This window comes from Micromonospora sp. NPDC051296, assembly GCF_040682255.1.
GTDB lineage: Bacteria > Actinomycetota > Actinomycetes > Mycobacteriales > Micromonosporaceae > Micromonospora > Micromonospora craterilacus.
Window position 1 is genome coordinate 1 of the sequence record NZ_JBFBAO010000125.1, and the last position, 16,561, is coordinate 16,561.

General features: G+C 69.7%; 9 protein-coding genes. 4 read left to right on the forward strand and 5 right to left on the reverse strand.

Features of this window, described 5'->3' with window-relative positions:
- Positions 1–662 precede the first annotated feature (662 nt).
- The 4 genes from AB0M52_RS15450 to AB0M52_RS15465 all read right to left on the reverse strand — a co-directional run bounded on the left by AB0M52_RS15450 (position 663) and on the right by AB0M52_RS15465 (position 6,760).
- Entirely contained in the window at positions 663–1,112 is a 450-nt protein-coding gene (locus tag AB0M52_RS15450; RefSeq protein ID WP_363953637.1) for a type II 3-dehydroquinate dehydratase, read from the reverse strand.
- Positions 1,113–1,284: 172 nt separating this feature from the next.
- Positions 1,285–3,423 (reverse strand): PQQ-binding-like beta-propeller repeat protein, encoded by a 2,139-nt coding sequence (locus AB0M52_RS15455; protein ID WP_363953639.1) that lies wholly within the window; start codon positions 3,421–3,423, stop codon positions 1,285–1,287.
- 80 nt (positions 3,424–3,503) lie between these two features.
- Positions 3,504–5,279 (reverse strand): thiamine pyrophosphate-binding protein, encoded by a 1,776-nt coding sequence (locus AB0M52_RS15460; RefSeq protein ID WP_363953641.1) that lies wholly within the window; start codon positions 5,277–5,279, stop codon positions 3,504–3,506.
- Entirely contained in the window at positions 5,276–6,760 is a 1,485-nt protein-coding gene (locus AB0M52_RS15465) for an aldehyde dehydrogenase family protein (protein ID WP_363953643.1), read from the reverse strand. Before AB0M52_RS15465 ends, AB0M52_RS15460 begins: the two co-directional genes overlap by 4 nt.
- 175 nt (positions 6,761–6,935) lie before the next feature.
- Between AB0M52_RS15465 and AB0M52_RS15470 the strand changes: the two genes are divergently transcribed.
- From AB0M52_RS15470 to AB0M52_RS15485, 4 genes are all read left to right on the forward strand, one after another.
- Entirely contained in the window at positions 6,936–8,138 is a 1,203-nt protein-coding gene (locus tag AB0M52_RS15470; protein WP_363953645.1) for a CoA transferase, read from the forward strand.
- Positions 8,135–8,944, forward strand: coding sequence for a citryl-CoA lyase (locus AB0M52_RS15475; protein ID WP_363953647.1), 810 nt, complete (start codon positions 8,135–8,137; stop codon positions 8,942–8,944). The genes AB0M52_RS15470 and AB0M52_RS15475 overlap by 4 nt, the downstream gene beginning before the upstream one ends.
- Before the next feature lie 241 nt (positions 8,945–9,185).
- Positions 9,186–11,108: a PHB depolymerase family esterase gene (locus AB0M52_RS15480; protein ID WP_363953649.1), complete on the forward strand. Its 1,923-nt coding sequence runs from the start codon at positions 9,186–9,188 to the stop codon at positions 11,106–11,108.
- 95 nt (positions 11,109–11,203) lie between these two features.
- A complete protein-coding gene (locus AB0M52_RS15485) occupies positions 11,204–12,190 on the forward strand; it encodes a ThuA domain-containing protein (RefSeq protein ID WP_363953651.1) in 987 nt (328 codons plus the stop codon).
- 78 nt (positions 12,191–12,268) lie between these two features.
- Here the strand turns inward: AB0M52_RS15485 and AB0M52_RS15490 are convergent, their stop codons facing one another.
- Positions 12,269–16,207, reverse strand: coding sequence for a ThuA domain-containing protein (locus AB0M52_RS15490; protein WP_363953653.1), 3,939 nt, complete (start codon positions 16,205–16,207; stop codon positions 12,269–12,271).
- Between the last annotated feature and the right edge of the window lie 354 nt (positions 16,208–16,561).

The following is a 16,561-nucleotide window of genomic DNA, read 5'->3' on the forward strand; positions in this document are numbered from 1 at the left end:
GAGTTCGCCGCCGACCTGAAGCGGATCGCGCGCGAGATGTCGGAGCAGGGCTTCGCCCACCCGTTCGGCGCCGGCTGACCACTCGCGGCCCGCGGCCACGTGGTCACGGCCCGCCGCAGTGGGCAACCCCGGGCCTGAAAGGTCCCGGAAAGCGCCGGTGCCCGAGGCGACCACGCCCGCCGGAGCACCCGGACCGCTCAACCGTGTCAACGTTCGCGCCGAGCCCACCGGTCACCCCGCGCGCCGAAGCTGGAACCGTCGCTCGCGGAGGACCGCGTGGTGTCGGCCGTGGTCAAGATATCCAGCCGGCGCCGCGGCGAGTGCGGCCACACCATCCCGCCAGGAAGGCCCTATCGGTGTACGCGGGTCGCGCACGGTCGACCACCTCCCAGCGCATTGACCGTGACACGCGGGTCACCAGCGCCGAGGAGACCGCGCTGGTTGCCGGACATCGCTCAGGCCGGGCAGCAGGGCCGCGCCCGAGTCCGCCAGCCCTCGACGGCAGTCGCGTGGCGGGTGACCAGCGAGGACAGGCTTGTAACCGCTGTTATACGAACTGGTACGTTAGTTAGCCATCCGCAGCCAACAAAGTCAAGAGTCGGTAACCGGCTGGTCATCCGCAGCGGGCACCAAACTCGACGGTCGCCACCCGGATCCGGCGCTCAACTCGTCTCGGCGTTGACCGCCTTCAGACCGCGCATCGCCAGTTCGTAGCCGGCGACACCGAATCCGGCGATGAAGCCGCCGGCGGCGCGCGCCGTCAACAGCTCGTGGTGGTACACGGCCTCACGACTGAAGACATTCGTGAGGTGAACCTCGACGATTGGCCGCCGAAGCATGCGGAGCGCGTCGAGCAGAACGACCGAACGCGTCGAGAGGCCGGCTGGGTTGATGATGACCGACGCCGACTCGTCATACGCCCGATGCACCCATTCGACGAGTTGCCCTTCGCAGTTGGATTGCCCGAAGAAGAGGTCGAAACCGAGTTCCTTGGCCAGTTCATGGCATCTCGACTCCACCTGTTCAAGGGTGACGTGCCCGTAAATGCGCGGCTCGCGCCGACCAAGCATGTTGAGGTTCGGACCGTTGAGGATGGACAACTGGTCTGGCATGGCGGTGGCCCCCCTGACTTGAAGCTCCGCAGCCGTCGCGCGGCAGTTATGGCCCCTTCAATCCGCCTGGCGGACCTGAGCGTGAGGTCGACTCGGCTCAGCTCCCAGGTCACGTCGCCGCCCACCATCGGGCGTCCGGCCGGCGCGGCGAGCCACGCCGGCCGGACCACGGTCAGTAGACCTCGATCTTGCCGGTAGAACGCGGGCTGCCCGGATCGTTGAAGAAGTACTCGCCGGTGCGGGTGAACGTGTACTGGAAGGACTCGCCGGGCTCGAGCCGGACGTCGAAGAGACCTTCGAAGAACTGGGTCACCCCGCGCTCGCCGGCGTTGTCGGGATGGTTGGTGAAGGTGACCGTCGTACCGACCGGCACCCGCAGGTGGGTCGGCGCCATACCGGCCACGGCGAACGACTCGGTCGTGCCGATCGTGCCGTTGCTCGCGTTGTACGTCCGGCCGATCACGACCGTGTTCGCCACGGCCGAGCCTTCGACCGGTCCGCCGGAGACCGGCCGGCGGATCACCGGCGGCGGCGGGGTGGGCGCGGGGCCGACGGCTCCCCCGATCTCGAACGCCCAGAGGAAGTCACCGCGTGGCGCGGAGTTTCCGTAGGGAATGCTGGTGCCGCCGGCGTAGACGGCCAGGTACTCCTTGTCGCCGACCCGGTACATGATCGGGCTCGAACTGATCGCGGCGCCGGTCTGGAAGCGCCACACCTCGCGGCCGTTGCGCGCGTCCAGGGCGAGCAGGTTGCCGTCCGGCTGGCCGATGAACAGCAGATCGCTGGCGGTGCTGAGGATGCCGTTGCCGTGGGCCAGCGAGTACGGCATGCGCTGCTTCCACTTCACCTTGTTGGTGCTCACGTCGACGGCGACGACGCCGCCGGTCTGGTACTCGCCTGGGGGCCGCAACCCGTTGCTGCTCTCGGTGAGTGAGTGCGCGGCGGCCACGTACCCGTAGCCGGTGTAGACCAGGCCGCTGCGGTGGCTGAACGACATGTGCGACCAGTCGGCCCCGCCGCCGTGCCCCGGGATCGACAGGATCGGTACGTCCCAGTGCGGGTCGTAGAGCGCGCCCTGCTCGTAGTTGGGGACGGCACGGTTGGGGTCACCCGGAACGGAGGTACCAAGCGGCTGGTCCACCACGCGTAGTTCGGTCCAGCCGCCTTGCAGCGGGAAGGGCTGGGTCGGCCAGGTCTTCTGCCGTGGCTCCTGTGGCACCGGCCGCTCGACGATGCCCAGCGGCGCGGTCCCGTTGACCCGGTCCAGGATGAAGAACATGCCGGACTTGCTGCCGTAGATGACCACCTTGTGCTGGCGTCCCTTGATCCGGACGTCGGCGAGCACCGGGGACATCACGTTGTCCATGTCCCAGATGTCGTGGTGCACCGACTGGAAGTGCCAGCGGTAGGCACCGGTACGCATGTCGAGCGCGACGATCGAGTTGGCGAAGAGATTCATGCCGCCGCGCCGGGAGCCGTCCTGGGAGGAGTTGTTGCCCCGGGCGTTGCCGAACGTCCAGTAGGTCAGGCCGAGTTCGGGATCGACGGCCGGATGGATCCAGGGGGTCGCCCCGCCCTGCATCCAGGAGTCGCCCTCCCAGGTGTCGTTGCCGAACTCACCCGGGCCCGGGGTGCCCCAAAAGTGCCAGAGGACGTCGCCGTTGCGGGCGTCGAGCGCGAGGGCGGCCCCGCGCGGGCCGTCGTTGGTGCCGCAGAAGAGCAGACCGTCGTGGTAGACGACGGCGACCTTCTCGATGTTGCCGTACCCGTTGATCTGGCGTTCCCAGGCGACCTGGCCGGTCTGCTGGTCGAGGGCGACGACGTAGTTGTCGTTGGACTTGGTGTAGACGTAGCCGCCGCCGACGGCGACGCCGCGCCGAGTCACCGAGCCGCGGGTCTGGTCGTAGCGCCACTTGGTCTGGCCGGTGACGCCGTCGACGGCGAACAGGTTGCCGATGGCCGACTCGATGTAGAGCACTCCGTCGACGGCAACGGCGGTGCTCTGGCTGTTGCCGCTGGCGAGGCCGCCCTCGATGCGGTTGACCCAGGCGCCGCGCAGCCGGCGCACGTTACCCCGGTCGATGCTGCGCAACGAGGTGTAGTTCTGGTTGCCGAGGTTGCCGCCGACCTTGGGGAAGTCCTTGTCCCCCGGGGTGTCGAAGCGGGCCAGGTCGACGGCGGTGGGCTGCTTACCGCCGGGGCCCTTGCCGCCCGCGGCGGCAGCCGGGGCGGCGACGGTCAGCCCCGCCGTCGCCGCCACGGCTGTCGCGGCGGCGCCTCTGAGCACGTCGCGTCGGTCGATCGGTGCCATACGGGTCACCTGCTTTCTCGCCACACGGGCGGCTTTGGTGGTGGAGCGGGCACGCACAGAGGTCACCGACCCCGCGCCTGCTACTCGAAGATCCCCTGGTAGATGTCCTTGATGTTCCAGTGGCCCGGGGTCGGGACGGGTTCGTTGATCATCGGAACGTCCAGCACCGCCGGCCGGCGCGCGGCGACGGCGGCGCGAAGCGCCTCCCGGAAGGAATCCGCGCTGTCGATGGAGTACCCATCCGCGCCGCAGGCGCGGCCCAACGCGGCGAAGTCCGGGCTGTAGGGCTGTCCGTCCGGTCCCTGGAAGTCACAGCCGTAGCTGCGTCCGAAGCTCGCCGATTGCAAGTCGGAGATGGTGCCGTGGGACCGGTTGTTCATCACCACGAAGATCACCGGGGCGCCCTGCTCGACCGCCATCGGGACCGCCGGTAGCTGGGCGCTCATACCGCCGTCGCCGATCAGGGCCACGACAGTGCTGTCCGGCCGGGCGATCTGGACGCCGACGGCCGCTGCGGGCCCGAAGCCCATCGTCGAGGCACCGCCCGGCGTGATGAACCGCCCCTGCTCGGGCAGCTCATAGCACTGAGCCACCCCGTTCTTGTTCCATCCGACGTCGGTGACGAGGATCGCGTCGGGCGGAAGCACGTCCCGCAGGTCGGCGAGGATCCGCTCGGGTCGGAGCGGGAAGTTGGCGCTGGTCCCCCGCTGCTGGCTGTCGCGGAAGAGGTTTCGCCGGGTGGCGGTGATGCTCTCCCGCAGTCCCGGCCGCTGCCGCGGCGTGGGTTGCCGGTCGCGGACCGCGGTGTCGATCTCCTGCACGGCATGCGTCACGTCCGCGACCGCGCCGATGGTGACCGGGTAGTTGCGGCCGATCTCCGCCGGATCGAGGTCGATCTGGATCAGCCGGCTGGGTGGGAACTGCCAGGTGTATCGGCGGTCCCAGGAGCTGGCGTCGGTCTCGGCGAAGCGGGTGGCCAGCGCCAGGACGACATCGGCCTCGCGGGTGTAATCGTTGGTCAGCTCCAGGCCCCAGAAGCCGGGCATGCCGAGGAGAAGTGGGTAGGTGTCGGGCAGCGTTCCCTTTGCCATCAACGAGTGCACGACCGGGACGTCCAGGTGTTCCACGAGCGAGCGGAGTGCGTCGAGCCCCGGGCCGCGACGCAGGCCGCCGCCGATGTAGACCAGCGGCTTCTCGGCGGCCAGCAGCAGGTCGGCGATGCGCGCGGCGACATCGGCGGGCAGACCCGGCCGTTCCTGGGCCGCGAGCGGGTAGGCGGTCGCGACGTCGCGCGGGACCGGACGCGAGAAGTGGTCCATCGGCACGCTCAGCAGCACTGCGCCGGGGCGCCCGGCGGTGGCGGTCCAGAAGGCGCGCTCGGTGTAGCGGCCAAGGTCTTCCACCCGGTGCACCTGCCACGCCCGCTTGACGAACGGCCGGTAGATCGCCGTCTGGTCGGCGTCGTGGTGGAGGTTGACCTCCTGATGCGGGTGGCGACCGTGGTAATAGGAGGGGATGTCGCCGGTGATCGCGACCAGCGGCACCGAGTCCAGCGCCGCGGTCAGCACGCCCGTCGCGGCGTTGGTCACCCCGGGGCCGACGTGCATCAGCAGGACGCCCGGCTTACCGGTGGCGCGGGCGTAGCCGTCGGCCGCATGGGCGGCGGCCTGTTCGTGGCGGGCGATGACGAACTGGATGGTGCTTCGTCCGATGGCGTCCAGCAGCGCGATGTTGGTGTGCCCGCAGGTGCCGAAGACGTACTCGACGCCGTACGACTCAAGCTGGGCCACCATGGCGTCGGCGGCGGTGACCGTCTCGCTCGCCGTGTCGGCGTGGATGATCTCGTTGACGCTCATCGCGTACCTTCCTGGTCACCGAAGAGTGAAATGCCGCGCAGCAGGAGCGTCTTGACCACGGTGTAGTCGTCGATCATCCAGCGCGGCGACTCGCGCCCGAAGCCGGAGTCCTTGACCCCGCCGAACGGAACGTGGTCGAGCCGGAAGTTCGACGACCCGTTGACGACGAGGCCCCCGACCTCGAGCTCGCGCCAGGCGGTCGTTATCCGGCGTACGTCGTGGGTGAACAAGCCCGCCTGAAGGCCGTAGCGGCTGTCGTTGCAGACCGCCACCACGTGGTCGAAGTCGTCGTAGGGCAGCACGCTGACCGCCGCCCCGAACACCTCCTCACGGACCAGTCGGGCATCCGCCGGCGGCGCGGCGACGACCGTCGGGAGCACCGTCGCACCGTCGCGGCGACCGCCGGTGGTGATGGTCGCCCCGGCGGTCGCCGCCTCCGCGGCCCAGGCCACGACCCGCTCGGCCGCCTCGTCGTCGACCATCGACCCGATGTCGGTGGCGGGATCGAGTGGGTCGCCGACCGACAGCTTCCCCACCTCGCGGGTGAAGCTGTCGAGAAACTCGTCGTAGCGGCTGCGGTGGACGTAGACCCGTTGCACCGAGATGCAGCTCTGGCCCGAGTTGCTGTACCCGGCCGCGGCGCAGATCCGGGCCGCCGCGGCGACGTCGGCGTCCTCGCACACGATCGTCGCCGCGTTGCCGCCCAGTTCCAGCACCAGCCGCTTCGCGCCGGCGGCCCGGGCGACCGCCGCGCCGGTGGCGGCGCTGCCGGTGAAGCTGATCGCCCCGACCTCCGGCGCGGCGCACAGGGCACCGCCGACCCGACCGTCGCCGTGCAGGACCTGGACCGCCTCCGGGGGCAGGCCCGCGTCGAGCAGGAGCGCGACGATCGCGGCGGACGCCGCCGGGGCCTGCGGCGGCGGCTTGACCAGCGTGGTGTTGCCCGCCGCGAACGAGGCGGCCAGCTTGTGTGCGAGAAGGTTCGCCGGGGCGTTGAAGGGCGTGATCGCGACGGTGATACCGACCGGGGCCCGGTAGGTGAACGCGGTGGTACCCACCCCGCGGGGCCAGCCGGCGACCGGGAGCACCTCGCCGCCGATCCGGCGCGCCTCGGCGGCCGACACCACGAAGGTGTCGGCCACCCGGTCGATCTCGCCTCGGCCGTCCTTGACGGGTTTGCCGAGTTCGAGGGCGAGAAGCCGAGCGAGATCGTCACGACGGGCGAGAGCCGCGTCGGCGGCCCGCTCCAACACCTCCGCCCGCGCCGCAGGCGACATGCGGGCGACCGCCCTGGCGCCACGCCGCGCGTACGCCAACGCGTTGCGCACATCGTCATCACTCGCCTGCCGCGCCGCGCTGACGACCCGGCGGGTCCACGGACCGACGCGGTCGACCGTTGCCCCCTCGGTCAGCCATTCGCCTGCGACCAGACACCCGGCCGTGACGGCTTCCGGGCCGCCCCGGAGCAGGTTGTCGAGCATCGAAGCTCCTCACACGTGAACCATCAAGCGGCACTTCTGGACCGCTGTGCGGACTACGTGTAACGTACGGGCGGCAAGGTCTCCTGGCAATAGCCGGTGCCAAAACTGTTTCCGGAGCATGACGCCGTCACATGCCAGGCCACACGAGGCCAACACCACGACCGAGGGGCAACGCATGGACGACCGACCGCTGCGCGGCGTACGGGTCCTGGACCTGACCAACGTTCTCGCGGGACCGTACTGCAGCTACCAGCTGCTGCTGCTCGGCGCCGAGGTCGTCAAGATCGAGAAGCCGGGTCAGGGCGACCTGGCGCGCCGGCTCGGCCCCGAGCCGGCGCTCAACCAGGCCGGCATCGGCGCCTCGTTCCTGGCCCAGAACGCCGGCAAGAAGTCGATCGAGCTGGACCTCAAGAATCCGGCCGACCAGGCGACCTTCGACCAGATGCTGCACGATGCGGACGTCCTGCTGGAGAACTTCCGGGCCGGAGTCCTCGCCCGGATCGGCTACGACTGGAGCACCCTGCACCGCGCCAACCCACGGCTCATCTACTGCGCCATCTCCGGGTTCGGCCAGTCCGGCCCGATGAACCAGGCACCGGCGTACGACCAGATCATCCAGGGCCTCGCCGGGATGATGAGCATCACGGGCACCCCGGAGACGGCGCCGCTGCGGGTCGGCTTTCCGGTGTCCGACTCGATCGGCGGCCTGGTCGCCGCGATGTCGATCTGCGCGGCGCTCGCCGGCCGCGCGCACACCGGAAAGGGCGTCTTCCTCGACGTGTCCATGCTGGAGGCGTCGTTGTCCGCCATGGGCTGGGCGGCGTCCAACTACCTCGTCAGCGGCATCCCGCCGGAGCCGATGGGCGATCAGAACGCCACCGCCGCACCGTCGGGGACCTTCGCTGCCGCCGACGGCCCGCTCAACATCGCCGCCAACCGACAGACCCAGTTCGAGACGCTGTGCCGGCTGGTCGACCGGATGGACCTCGTCACCGACCAACGGTTCGCGGACCGGGAGGCACGCAAGGTCCACCGCGCGGAGTTGAACAGGGAGATCAACGCGGCCCTGCGGCACCGTCCGGCCCTGGAGTGGGAGCGCCTCCTCTCCGCGGCGGGCGTTCCGTGCGCACGGATCCTGACCGTGCCGCAGGCGGTCGGGCTCGAACAGCTGCGACACCGTGGCTTCTTCACTGACCTCGCGTTTCCGGGCGATCCCGACCGGACGCTGCGGGTCAGCGGCAACGGCGTACTCGTCAACGGTGCTCCGCTGCGCGCGGAGGCGCCACCACCACTCCTTGGCCAGCACAACGGACAGATCGCGCCCAGCCGCGTCGATGCCGAGTTCGACACTTCCCCCTACGAGGAGACCGCATCGTGAACGATGAACCTGCCGAGCCGACTGTCCGGGACGTGTCCGACTGGTGGTCCACCGCTGTCTCCCGTATCGAACCCAACATCATCGAGTTCCGCGGGCGGCCGATCCAGGACCTGATCGGCCGGATCAGCTTCGCGGGTGTGATCTGGCTGATGCTCCGTGGTGACGTACCCAGCCCGGCGGCGGAGAAGCTGCTCGAGGCCGCCCTCGTGTCATCGGTGGACCATGGTCCGCACGCGCCCTCGGTGGCGGTGGCCCGGATGGCCGCGACCTGTGGGATCGGGTTGAACAACGCGGTCGCGAGCGGCGTCAACCTGCTGGGCGACGTGCACGGCGGCGCCGGGGAGCAGTGCGTGGCGCTGCTTGCCGAGATCACGCTGGCAGAACGGGAGGAGGGCGATGTCGATCGGGCGGCATCGCTGGTGATCGACCGTTGGCGGGCCCGGTCGAAATACCTGCCCGGGTTCGGGCACCGGTTCCACACCGTTGATCCGCGCCGTGACGCCCTGCTCGGTCTGGTCGAGAAAGCCGTCGCCGAGCGTGTGGTGGAGGGCACCTACCTGCGGGCCGCCACCGCCGTCGAGCGGGCACTGGCCGCCGCCCGCCCCCGCCCGGTGCCCATCAACATCGACGGGTGCACCGCGGTCGTGTACGGCGAACTGGGCTTCGCGCCGCCCCTGGCCAGGGGCCTGTTCGTGCTCAGCCGCAGCGTAGGTCTGCTGGCCCACGCCTGGGAGGAGACCGGCCAGGGCCGGCGGAACAAGGGACCGATGCCACCCTCGATCCTTCCCACCTTTCTGGACGCCTGACCGCCTACGTTGCTGCGAAACCCGCCGGTCACAGGTCTTGCCGCTCCATCCGACTGCGGCTAAGGTCTGCCTAGCAGTTCGAGTAGTCCGTTAGATGGACCTCACTCCTAGCGTCCGCGATGCACCCCGAGCCGGCCTACACCACGGTCATCGGGCGCACCGAAGGAGACACATCTGTGCGCGGCACCCCTCTTGCCGCGCCAGGACTCCCTCTATCAGTTGCAGCGGAAGGGCCACCACCATGAAGATGATCGATCGGCGTCAACTACTCCAGGGGACGGCCGCCCTCGCCGTCGGGGCAGCGCTGGCCGCCGAGCCACTCAGGGCGGCGGCTGCGCACGCCGGCCCCGGCGGACGGAAGCCGGACAGCCTCGGCACGCCTCAGCCGCTCGACGGCCGCCCGTTCCCGGCCTACGACTACACCCGCGCCAACAAGCTGCCCAAGGAGATGACCGGCTACTGGACGAAGTCGTTCGACATCGGCGGCGTGACCCGCACCGCGAAGGTCTACATCTCACCGGAGACACCGATCCGCTCCTACTACACGGTGATCGCGGTTCCCGACGGCGTCGACACCGCCGAGTTCCTGCGCAAGTCGTCCTGGCGCGACACCGCCGACCAGCGGGAGGAGGGATTGTTCGTCCTCGAACCCGGCCCCGGCGGCTGGGGCGACGCAACGCAGGAGGCCGGTTATGTGGAGGCGGCGATGGCCTTCTACCAGTCCAACCGCTACTTCTCGATCTTCGGCCTCCACTACCTCGTCGGGTACGGCCCGGGAGCACCCGCCCTGGAGGCATGGGCGGTGGCGCATCCCCTCCGCGTCATCAGCCAGGTCTACGTCGACTCCCCGGGTCTCGGGGCGGCCTACCTGAACTCCTACGCGGCGCGGGAGTTCGACGGCACGACCGAGGGCAGCTACACCACGGTCGACCTCCCCGAGGGCTTCGACCTCGTCAGGTACGACGAGACCGTGCTGCCGACGTGGTACATCAACCCGAACGAGCGGTCGATCGGCGCCAGCCTCGGCTACTGGAAGCAGGCCAACGACACCACTCACGTCGGGATCACGGACGGGAAGCTCGGCACCGTCTACCCGCAGCGTCGCGGGTCCGACCGGTGGATGACGTCGCACGCCGGCCCGATCTCCCAGGTCGCGGTCCAGAGGCGACCGACGGACAGCCTGAAGAAACAGACGACGAAGCGGATTCTCGAGTTTCTGACCTCGTACACCCGGTACGAGAACTTCTTCGCGTACGGCAACCAGCTCTTCGAGCGTGCCGACTACGCCAAGCTGGGCATCCAGGTACGCACGATGGTGGTCGAGGGGTTCGTCCGGGAGTACCTCGTCCACGTCCCCAAGTCGGCGAAACGCCAGTGGCACAAGAAGGCTCCGGTCGTGTTCGTGTGGCCCGGCAACAGCCAGACGGACAAGGTGTTCCTCGACGCCACCCAGTGGTGGAAGGTCGCCGAACAAGAGGGCTTCATCCTGGTCATCATCTGCGAGCAGTACAGCAACACGTCGGTGTCGGTGAGTCACCGCGACTCGGTCACGTTCTACCGGCAACTGCGCGAAGTCATGATCGAGCAGTACGACGTCGATCCGACGAGGTTCTACTCCACCGGACAGTCGGCGGGCAGCGGGGTGACCCAGAACCTCGCCATCGCGTTCCCGGACTACTTCGCCGCCGTCGCGTCGACGTCCTTCACCGCCGCACCGAACTCGTCGGGCACCGTCTCGATGGACGGCGTCCAGTATCCGGCCAGCGGCAGGCGAATCCCCAACCTCCAGATCTACGGCTACGGCGACCTGTCGTCGCTCGCCGGCGGGTTGTGGGACAGCACGCAGAACGGCCTGGACAGCTGGGCGCGCTATCACCTCCAGGTCAACGGTCTGCGGCTGGATGACGTGGACAACGTGGACGGACGGTTCGGCGGCTGGCGGGACCGCTTCCAGACCTGGACGTGGCAGGACCCCGACACCGCGATACCGGTACTGAAGCTCACGAAGAACATCTACCGGTCGCACAACACGATGCCCGAGGAGTGCCCGCTGCTGTGGGACTTCCTCAGGCACTACAGCCTCGAGGTCGACGCCCGCGGCAACGTGACGCGCTACTACAGCAGCTCAGGCTTCCTGCGGCCAGGCGACAAGAAGGCGTTCTGACCCCCCGCACGCACCCCGGTGTCCCACCCGGGCCGACCCCGGCATGCCACGCCCGCGCCGGGGCGGCCACCCACCACCTCGAAGGGAGCGCACCTGTGAAAATCCCCCACCGCACCGCAATGAGTCTGCTCGGCGCCGCCGTCGTGCTCGGCCTCGCGCTGACCGCCTCCTCCGCCGCCATGCCACCGGCCACCGCCGGTCCGGCCAACGGGTCCAGCACCGCCAAGAACGCCCTACAGGCGGTGTCCGACTACGGCGTTTGCCGGGGCACCAGCGTCAAGTGCTACAACGACTGGGGCAACCGGACCGACCCGAACGAGGCCGGCCGGGTGTTGATCTACACCCGTACCGTCGGCCCGCGGCACGCCCACCTCGGCACCGCCCTGCCCGCCGGGCTCAACCCGGAACTCGGACCGAACAACGTCGCCCAGGCCAACCTCGTGAACTGGCTGCGCGAGGTGGGCATCGCGGCCGACTGGACCGAGGATGTCAACCAGCTCAGCTCCGCCGGGCGGCTGCGTCCGTACCACACCGTGATCTTCCTCAGCACCACCCGGGACACCCTCGACGACAACGCGCAGACCGCGCTGATGCAGTACATCCGCGGCGGCGGCGGGTTCGTCGGCATCCACAACGCCTTCGGCACCGAGTACCACTGGAAGTGGTACGAGGGTCTGCTCGGCGGGACGAACTTCTACGACCACGGCCGGCACCAGAACGCCACCGTGCACACCGAGTCCAAGCGCGACTCCTCCACCAGCGCACTCCCGAACACCTGGGAGTTCAAGGACGAGTGGTACAACCTCCACCCGGAGCCGAGCCACGTGCAGCCGCTGCTGCGGGTCGACGAGGCGACCATGCGGGAGGGCACCACCGGCAGCCTGGGCCACCCCGGGCACGGCAAGAACCACCTCGTCTCCTGGTGCCACTACTACGACGGCGGCCGGGCCTGGCTGACCACCCTCGGGCACGACGTCGCGGCCTGGACCGACGCCGAACTGGTGGGCGACACCCACTTCCGCCAGCACGTCGTGGCGGGCATCCGCAGCACCATGGGCATCACCACGTTCTGCCAGAAGTGAGCTGACCGCCGGCTCCAGCGCAGAACGGCCGTGGCCGGCACGGGGAGAACCCGTGCCGGCCACGTCATCGGTGGTGGTTCAGCTCGCGTACGCCTCCAACTCCCAGAGCGAGTGGCCCCACGCGGTGCCCCGGGCGGTGCCGTAGATCCGCAGGTAGCGGCCGTTGGCACCGAGCCCGGTGTGCTCGTCTACGCCGCCGTCGGCGCCGGTCACCGTCCGCACGTTCGTCCAGGTGGTGCCGTCGTTCGAGGTCTGGATGAGGTACGAGCTGCTGTACGCCGCCTCCCAGGTCAGCTTGACCCGGCCGATCGCCGTCGGGCTGCCGAGGTCCACCCGGATCCACTGCGGATCCGAGAACTCGCTCGACCAGCGGGTGGTGAGGCTACCGTCCACCGCCTGGGCGCCGGCCATGCCGGCCCCTTCGACACTGGACGTCTGCGTCGGCTTGTTCAACAGCAGGTTGGCGCCCGGCGGCCCGGTCGGACCGCCGGTACCGCCATACACCTCGAACTCGAACAGCGAGTAGCCCCAGCCGGTGCCCCGGGCGGTGCCGGTGAGCCGGACGTAGCGGCCGGTGCCGGTCAGGCCGGTCAGGTCGTCCACACCGCCGTCGCCGCCGGTCACCGTCCGGATCGTGGTGAAGTTGACCCCGTCCGGCGAGGTCTGGATCTGGTACCCGGTGCCGTACGCCGCCTCCCAGGTCAGCTTGACCCGGTTGATGGCATACGTGGCGCCCAGGTCCACGTCGATCCACTGCGGGTCACTGAACTCGCTGCTCCAGCGGGTGCCGAGCACGCCGTCGAACGCGTTCGCCGCGACGAAGGCACCCTCGACGCTGGAGGCCCGGGCCGGTTTGCCCCGCGCCAGGTTGGCGCCCGGCTCGGGGTCGGGATCCGGCCCGGGACCGCCGGGGCTGGTGGAGAGGGTGAACTCGTCGAGGTCGTACATGCCGCCGCCACCCTTGAAGACGAGGAACAGGGTGCGGGTGCCGGTCGGGGCGGTGACCGCGCCGGTGACCGTGGCGAAGGTGGCGTACCCGCCGGTGGGTACCACGGTGGCCGAGCCGACCAACGGACCGGTGGGCGAGTCGACCCGCAGTTCCAGCGTGCCGCCGGCCCCGGCCGGGGCGCCCACCCGGGCGCTGAACGACTGGATGCCGGTCAGGTTGTACGGGTGGAACGAGATCCAGTCGTTGTTGTCGATGTAGCCGACGGCCGCGCCGCCGTGCGCGCTGCCCGGCGTGGTGACCTGGATGCCGGAGGAGTCGCCGAAGTGCTCGGCCTGGCGGGTGCGGGGTTGCAGCACCGACTGGGCGTGCGTGGTCAGTGGCGGCTGGCCGCCCCCGCCCAGGTCGGTGTAGGACGCGTCGATGATGCCGAAGATGTTCGCCGCGGTGTCGTGCTCGCCGTCGGCCGAGGTCTGGATGACCCCGGTGCAGCCCTGCGTGCTGCTGATCTGGTGGCCGTGCGAGTCGTGGCCGAGGACGTAGCTGACCTTCACCCGGGCGCAGTCGATCGTGCCGTCCTGGGCGTCGGTGACGGTGACGGTGAACGGCACGGCGTCGCCGAAGTTGAACGTCTGCCCGTTCGCCGGGGCGGTCACGGTGACCACCGGGGCGCTGTTGCCGACCGTGATGACGGTGCTCGCGGTGCCCGTCTTGCCGGTGCTGTCCCGGACGGTCAGCGTGGGATTGCGGACCCCGTTGGTGGTGTAGGTGTGGCTGGGGTTCGGCACCGTGGAGTCGGTGGTGCCGTTGTTGTCGAAGTCCCAGGCGTAGGTGATCGGATCACCGTCCGGGTCGAGCGTTCCGGCCGAGGAGAACTGCACGGTCAGTGGTGCGGTGCCGCTGGTCGGGGTGGCCGAGACCACCGCGATCGGCGCCCGGCCCTCGCGGGCGTACTCGATGCGGTACAGCGCCGAGTTGGCGTCGCCGTTGAACCAGCCGGTGCCGTAGTCGAGCACGTAGAGGGCGCCATCCGGGCCGAACTCCATGTCCATGACCTGGGTGCCGGTCCACGGGAACGGGTTGATCTTGAATGGTTGGCCGGCCGAGTCGAGCTTGATGTTCTTGATCCAGCGGCGGCCGAACTCGCCGGCGAAGTAGGTCCCGTCGAAGTACTTCGGGAATGCCACGGCGGAGGTGTTGTTCGGGTCGTACCGGTAGACCGGGCCGCCCATCGGGGACAGGCCGCCTCCGGTGAACTCCGGTGGAGAGCCGGATCCGCCGTAGGGCAGCCAGGCCGGGATGGCCGGCGGCAGCTGGGTGATGCCGGTGTTGTTGGGCGAGTCGTTCACCGGCCCGCCCGCGCAGTTGAACTTCGGCCCGGACGGCCCGGACGGGAAGGTGTAGTCGTTGTAGGCGTCGTTGCGGGCGGTGCAGTACGGCCAGCCGTAGAACCCGGGCCGGTCGATGCGGGCGAACTCCACGTTGCCCGCCGGTCCCCGGTTCGGGTCGGCGGTGCCCGCGTCCGGGCCGTAGTCACCGAGGTAGACGATGCCGGTCGCCTTGTCCACGCTCATCCGGAACGGGTTGCGGAAGCCCATCGCGAAGATCTCCGGGCGGGTCCGCGCGGTGCCCGGGGCGAACATGTTGCCGGCCGGGATGGTGTAGCCGCCCGCCGCGCTCGGCCTGATCCGGAGCACCTTGCCACGCAGGTCGTTGCTGTTGGCCGAGGTGCGCTGGGCATCGAAGGCCGGGTTGCGGCCGGGTCGCTCGTCGATCGGGGTGAACCCGGCGGAGTCGAACGGGTTGGTGTCGTCCCCGGTCGACAGGTACAGGTTGCCGGCCGCGTCGAAGTCCATGTCACCACCGACGTGGCAGCACATCCCCCGATCGGTGGGCACGTCCAGGACCAGCGTCTCGCTGGCCAGGTTGATGGTGTGGTCCGCGTTGACGGTGAACCGGGACAGCCGGTTGACGCCCTGCCAGCGGGCGAAGTCCGCCGGGGTGCCGGTGGCCGGCGCGCCGCCACCGGGAGTGTCCAGCGGTGGCGCGTAGAACACGTACACCCAGCGGTTGGTGGCGAAGTTCGGATCGACCTTGATCCCCTGCAGGCCCTCCTCGTCGCCGGTGTAGACCGGCAGGGTGGCGGCGACCTTGGTGTTGCCGGCCGCGTCGGTGTACCGGATGACGCCGTTGCGCGAGGTGTGCAGCACGCCCCGGTTCGGCAGTACGGTCAGACTCATCGGCTCGCCGGTCTCGGCCACGCCCTTGGCCAGCTCGACCTGCTGGAAGTTGGTGTTGACGGTGCCGCCGCACTCGGTCTCGACCGCACCGGCCGCGCCCAGGATCCCGCCGAGCAGGTGTTGACGGAAGTTCGCCTCGGCGTACGACTCGTCGGTGTGGCCGAGGCCGGTGTACCAGGCCCGGCCGCCGGAGTAGTTGTGGCACCAGGAGATCGGATGGTCGTACCCCATGCTGCCGCCGGAGTAGGTGCTCTCGTCCAGCGTCGCCAGCACGTGCACGCTGCCGCGCGGGTTGGTGCGGTAGTTGTACCACTCGTCCAGCCGGGTCCAGCGTTGCGGCAGCGTCGCGGTGGACGGGTGCACCTGGTCGGCCACCTTGATGGTGGCGGTCTGGTTGGCCGGGTGCGAGGCGAAGTACGCCCCGACCAGACCGCCGTACCAGGGCCACTCGTACTCGGTGTCGGCGGCGGCGTGCACGCCCACGTACCCTCCGCCGCCCCGGATGTAGCGCTCGAACGCGGCCTGCTGGGTGGCGTTGAGGACGTCGCCGGTGGTGGACAGCCAGATCACCGCGGCGAACCGGGCCAGGTTGGCGTCGGTGAACTGGGCCGAGTCCTCGGTGGTCTCGACGGTGAACCCGTTGGCGGTGCCGAGCTGCTGGATGGCGGCGATGCCGGGGGCGATGGAGCCGTGCCGGAATCCGGCGGTCTTGCTGAACACCAGCACGGTGAACGGTGCGGCGCTGGCCGCAGGCGGCGCGGCGACTATGCCGCCGGCCACGAGGACCGCGCTCAGCACGGCGCCGAGCCACGATCTCAGGGATCTGCGCACGGTAGGTCCTTTCCACGGTGTGGTTGGGGCGTGCGCCGATCACGCCTGTTGAGGAGGTGGTGGTGCCGTGCCTGGTTGCGGCTCGCCCAACGCGCCGTCGCCGCCGCGAGCCATGAGACATCTAAATACATCGTTACGGCTGGGTTGCCGGCCCGTCAAGGGTTCTTCCGACATCCGTGTGTACGTGCTGGACCCGGCGCTCGGCCTGGTGCCGCCCGGAGTCCTGGGCGAGCACGATTTGGCATCCCCGACCACGGCGACCAGGGCCGATGGTCAGGCGCATGTCACGGCCGCAGCAGGGTCTTGATGGCGCGGCATCCGTCCATCGCCCGGTAGCCCTCGGCCGCCTGTTCC